The 5,481-nt window shown below is 43.7% G+C and carries 4 protein-coding genes and 1 pseudogene; 3 read left to right on the plus strand and 2 right to left on the minus strand.

What is annotated here, in order from left to right:
* Together B7C60_RS04820 and tyrA are read left to right on the plus strand one after the other, a co-directional pair.
* On the plus strand, window positions 1-801 hold an 801-nt coding region (locus tag B7C60_RS04820; RefSeq protein ID WP_245868550.1), incomplete at its 5' end, for a 3-deoxy-7-phosphoheptulonate synthase.
* Between the two features lie 20 nt (window positions 802-821).
* Complete coding sequence (gene tyrA / locus B7C60_RS04825; RefSeq protein ID WP_099610671.1) at window positions 822-1,949, plus strand: bifunctional chorismate mutase/prephenate dehydrogenase; 1,128 nt, start codon at window positions 822-824, stop codon at window positions 1,947-1,949.
* Window positions 1,950-1,987: 38 nt separating this feature from the next.
* Here the strand turns inward: tyrA and B7C60_RS04830 are convergent, their stop codons facing one another.
* Both B7C60_RS04830 and ettA read right to left on the minus strand, forming a co-directional pair.
* Window positions 1,988-2,368, minus strand: coding sequence for a PilZ domain-containing protein (locus tag B7C60_RS04830; RefSeq protein ID WP_099610672.1), 381 nt, complete (start codon window positions 2,366-2,368; stop codon window positions 1,988-1,990).
* Between the two features lie 148 nt (window positions 2,369-2,516).
* On the minus strand, window positions 2,517-4,184 hold the full coding sequence (gene ettA / locus B7C60_RS04835; RefSeq protein WP_099610673.1) for an energy-dependent translational throttle protein EttA: 1,668 nt from the start codon (window positions 4,182-4,184) through the stop codon (window positions 2,517-2,519).
* A 310-nt stretch (window positions 4,185-4,494) separates the two neighbouring features.
* Between ettA and B7C60_RS17865 the strand changes: the two are divergent.
* Window positions 4,495-5,481 (plus strand): annotated as a pseudogene (locus B7C60_RS17865) (lytic murein transglycosylase); the annotation flags it as partial.

Here is a 5,481-nt window from a genome sequence, read left to right on the forward strand (position 1 = left end):
ATGCGTGTCTATTTTGAAAAACCACGTACGACGGTGGGGTGGAAAGGGCTGATTAATGACCCACATTTGAATGGTACCTTTGATATTGAACACGGTTTACATGTAGGGCGTAAGCTATTAGTTGAACTGGCTGAAATGGAGATTCCTTTAGCGACAGAAGCGTTAGATCCGATCAGCCCTCAATACCTAGCAGATACTTTCAGTTGGGCTGCGATTGGGGCTCGAACCACCGAATCACAAACTCACCGTGAAATGGCGAGCGGGCTTTCAATGCCTATTGGTTTTAAAAATGGTACCGATGGTAGTTTATCGACGGCCATTAATGCTATGCAGGCGGCTTCTTCCAGTCATCGTTTTATGGGGATAAATCGAGAAGGTCAAGTGGCATTATTAACCACTCGAGGCAATACCAATGGGCATGTTATTCTCCGTGGGGGTAAGCAGACGAACTATGATTCTGTTTCTGTTGCTGAATGTGAGCAAGAACTGAAGCAAGTCGGTTTAGACGCGGCTTTGATGGTTGATTGTAGCCATGCTAATTCGCGCAAAGATTACCGTCGTCAGCCTCTGGTTGCCGAAGATGTTATTCATCAAATCAGCCAAGGTAATGGTTCCATTATTGGTTTGATGATAGAAAGCCATCTTAATGAAGGGAATCAGTCAGCGGATCTTTCGCCAGAAAAGATGGCTTATGGTGTTTCTATTACTGATGCCTGTATTGATTGGCAAGCCACCGAGGCATTATTACGTCATGCACATCAAGAGTTGGTTCCATTTTTAGAAAACCGCCTCAAAGATTAAATAAGCAAAAGGATTGACTGATGGTTGAAGAATTAAACGTATTACGTGAGCAAATCGATGAGGTTGATAAACAGATGGTTGAGCTATTGGCTCGCCGTTTAGCGTTAGTCGAAAAGGTCGGGGAAGTAAAAAGCCGCCATGGCTTACCGATTTATGTGCCTGAACGTGAAGCGTCGATGTTAGCTTCTCGGCGTGAAGAGGCACAACGTAAAGGCATTCCTCCTCAGTTAATTGAAGATATTTTGCGTCGCACGATGCGTGAATCATATGCTAGTGAAAAAGATTCCGGTTTTAAGTGTCTTAACCCTCAATTACGTTCGGTGGTGATTGTCGGCGGTAACGGACAACTGGGCCGCTTATTTTCCCGAATGTTCCGTCTGTCTGGTTATCAAGTGAAAGTTTTGGGCAGCCAAGATTGGGCGCAGGCAGATGAACTCTTGCATAATGCAGGGTTGGTCGTGGTGACGGTGCCTATCCATTTGACCGTTGACGTGATTGATAAACTGACTCAGTTACCGAGTGATTGTATCTTATGTGATCTAACTTCGATTAAACAAAAGCCGCTTGCAGCGATGTTAAAAGCGCATCAAGGCCCTGTTGTGGGTTTACACCCGATGTTTGGGCCTGATGTACCAAGCCTTGCTAAGCAAGTCATTGTGTATTGTGATGGTCGTGGAGCATCACAGTATCAATGGTTATTGGATCAGTTTACCATCTGGGGAGCGAGTTTATGTCAAATAGATGCCGATGAGCACGATCATGGCATGACACTGATTCAAGCGCTACGCCATTTCACTTCTTTTGTGTATGGTTTTCATCTTTCAAAGGTCAACCCGAATCTTGAACAATTATTAACATTGAGCTCCCCGATTTATCGATTAGAGTTAGCGATGGTTGGACGTTTATTTGCTCAAGATCCCAATCTATATGGCGATATTATTCTCTCGTCGCAAGAGAATGTAGAGATGATTCAGCGTTTTCAGCACAGTTTTTCGCAAGCGGTAAGCTTAATTGAACAGCAAGATAAACAAGGTTTTATTAAACAATTTGAGCAAGTTAGTCAGTGGTTTGGCAAATACTCTCAACAGTTTATGGTTGAGAGCCAAAATTTACTCAAACAAGCGAACGATGCGATACAGCGAAGTTAGTGAGCCCACCACCTAGCCGTGAGTTTAATGTTGATTAGTCATGATGATGTGGCGTCATCTTCGATATCAATCAAATGTTCAATATCGCGTGAGAGAAGTTCGCTATCACCGAGGTTGAGTTCAACAATACGTTTTAAATGTGCGATGCTTTCAATATCAATATGGCTAATTTTAAGGTGGAGAATACGCTCATTTGTTCTGACTAACATGGCGGTCATATTGAGCGTGATTTCACTATCAGGTAAGGTAAATTCGACATCTAATGGCTGAGATGGATCCAAGCTTGGTGCATCAATTGCCCACAACAGGAGCCCATGCAAAGAGAGATCTTGAATACAGGTTGTGAGTTGAATTTGGCCTTGACGCAGTGTCGCGGGGGCTTGATAGAGAATACGAACAAATCGGCGTCGCTCTGTCATAATATTCACCGTGTTAGAGGATCATAGCCTAAGCATAGCAGATTTGCTGCTGAGGCAATCAAACATCATTGGCAAAACCAAACGAGAACATGGCAAAATCAAGCGAGAACCCAAAATAACTCAGGCCGCAATAGCGGCCTGAAGTTGATCACTTAGTGATGCGTTTATATTTAATTCGATGCGGTTCTGCGGCTTGTGCTCCCAGTGTTTGCTTGAGCCAATCCATGTATTCGGTGTAGTTTCCTTCATAGAAGTTCACTTTGCCTTCATCACGATAATCAAGGATATGGGTTGCGATACGATCGAGGAACCAACGGTCATGGGAAATGACCATGGCGCAACCGGGGAACTCAAGTAGGGCTTCTTCTAGAGCTCGTAATGTTTCCACATCAAGGTCGTTGGTGGGTTCATCGAGCAGTAGGACGTTGCCACCTGCTTTCAGAAGCTTGGCCAAGTGAACTCGATTGCGCTCACCACCAGAGAGTTCGCCAATCACTTTTTGTTGATCGACGCCTTTAAAATTAAAGCGGGAACAATAAGCACGAGCAGGGATTTCAAAGTTATTGATACGGATAATATCCGCACCTTCAGAAATTTCTTGGAAGACGGTATTTTTATCGTTCATGCTATCGCGGAACTGATCAACCGAGGCCAGTTTTACAGTATCCCCCAGTTCAATGCTGCCAGAATCTGGCTGCTCGACACCGCTAAGCATTTTAAATAGCGTCGATTTGCCCGCACCATTCGCGCCGATAATACCAACAATGGCTCCTTTAGGAATACTAAAGGAAAGATTATCGATCAAGATACGATCGCCAAAGGATTTGGTCAAGTTTTTCACGTCAATGACCTTGTCTCCCAAACGCTCACCGGGTGGGATAAACAGTTCATTGGTTTCATTACGTTTTTGATGGTCGGTACTTTGTAGCTCTTCGAAGCGAGCCATACGAGCTTTAGATTTAGCTTGACGGCCTTTAGGGTTTTGGCGAACCCATTCCAATTCTTTTTCAATGGTTTTTTGGCGTGCTTTCTCTTGTGAAGCTTCTTGTTGTAGGCGAGCGTCTTTTTGTTCCAACCAAGAGGTATAGTTTCCTTGCCATGGAATACCTTCACCACGGTCTAACTCTAAAATCCAACCCGCAGCGTTATCTAAGAAGTAACGGTCGTGAGTAATGGCAACCACAGTACCACTATAATCGACTAAGAAACGTTCCAACCAAGCGACAGATTCAGCATCCAAGTGGTTGGTCGGCTCATCAAGTAATAGCATATCTGGTTTTTCAAGCAACAGACGGCAAATGGCAACACGACGGCGTTCACCACCTGATAATGTCGCTACTTTGGCATCCCACTCCGGTAAACGCAGCGCATCAGCGGCACGTTCAAGTACATTATCTAAATTGTGGCCATCTTTGGCTTGAATTAAAGCTTCTAAATCGCCTTGTTCTTTAGCTAGCGCATCAAAGTCTGCATCGGGTTCTGCATAAGCAGCGTATACCTCATCTAGACGTTTAAGCGCATAAGCGACGTCAGCAACGGCTTCTTCGACCACTTCGCGGACGGTTTTATTTTCATCCAATACTGGCTCTTGAGGCAGGTATCCGACGTTTAATCCCGGTTGTGGACGCGCTTCGCCATCGAAATCTTTATCAATGCCAGCCATGATGCGCAGTAGGGTCGATTTACCTGAACCATTTAAACCGAGTACCCCAATTTTTGCACCGGGAAAAAAGCTCAAAGAAATATCTTTGAGAATTTGACGTTTAGGGGGAACAATTTTGCTCACCCGAGACATGGTATAGACGTATTCAGCCATTGCCGATCATTCCTAATCTTTCAAACAGAACAAAGCCACTATTCTATACTAAAGCGTTTGCTTTTGTTACTAGCCGATATTTTGGTTTGGGGATCTTAAGGCGAAGAGGGATGAAAAAATGGGGGTCATATTTTCATCATCTCTCTTTGCTACTTTAAGAGGTATCGGTGCCGGTAGCCTTGTTTTGTTATCACACTTGTCTTGCTATCACAATTGACAACAACTTTACTGCTAGTAACTTTACATTTTATGCAAGAGTCTGCGTAATTAAGGGTGAATGGGATTATTTGCATTAAGGGAATGGAGTACCATGAAGGGCGTTTTTTTTGTTCAACCATCTTATATTTTTTTAGCGATATTGATCGCATGGGGCCTATTTAGCCGTAATGTATTATCCGAAACAATGGATCTGCAAGCTCAGAGAGAGCTATATGATCAAGCGCATCTATGGTTAGATCGTAAAGAGGTGCGCCGTTTTAAAAAAGTGCGCTCTCGCTTGGCTGATTATCCTCTTACCCCGTATCTAGATTATCGAAGTTTCTTAATTGACTTGGGTGAAAAATCACCGATTGTCGTACGCCATTTTATAGATAGTTATAAAGATTTTCCTTTTGCTTACCGCATTAGTGCGCCTTACATTGATGCATTAGCTCGGCAAGATAAATGGCCCGAAATGCTACAGTTCTCTCCTAATGAACCCAAGGGCGAGAGATATCGTTGTCATTACTACACCGCTAAATTGAAAACCGGACGTTATGCACAAGCCTTTAGCGGAGCTGAAACATTATGGAAAAGTGGTGCTAGCGTTTCTGCGGCTTGTGACGAGCTGTTTATAGTGTGGGAGCAGCAAGGTGGTTTAACCGATAGCATGATTGTTGAACGTATGTTGATGGCTTTTGACGGACGTAATCGTTCTTTGATGAGTCATTTGGCGGGGAAATTAACCGGTAAGTCAAAAGAAGCTTACGCACAAGCTTTACTTAAGTTATATGATCATCCTGAAAAGGTCATTGAATTTATCCAGCACAATCAAAATGGTTTCAAGTTAACTCAATCGGTTGAATTGGCATTAGAAAAGCTGGCTCGCCGTGATGTTATTCAAGCGCTTGAGTATTGGCACGCAGTCAATAAGATTTTGAACTGGCCGGATTCACAACAAGCCAGAGTTGCTCAATATATTGCGTTGCGCATGATGGAGGTTGAGAGTGATGAATTTCGCCAGTGGCGAGACTCGGTTATCGAGCAAAGCTCTCATGTTCATCTGATTGAAACACGTATTCGTTTAGCACTGCGTGAA

The organism is Vibrio fujianensis, from assembly GCF_002749895.1.
GTDB classification, from domain to species: domain Bacteria; phylum Pseudomonadota; class Gammaproteobacteria; order Enterobacterales; family Vibrionaceae; genus Vibrio; species Vibrio fujianensis.

Bases quoted from the DNA above. Each gene is read 5' to 3' on its own strand.
- tyrA (WP_099610671.1), top strand. From the start codon at position 822: ATGGTTGAAGAATTAAACGTATTACGTGAGCAAATCGATGAGGTTGAT.
- B7C60_RS04830 (WP_099610672.1), bottom strand. From the start codon at position 2,368: ATGACAGAGCGACGCCGATTTGTTCGTATTCTCTATCAAGCCCCCGCG.
- ettA (WP_099610673.1), bottom strand. From the start codon at position 4,184: ATGGCTGAATACGTCTATACCATGTCTCGGGTGAGCAAAATTGTTCCC.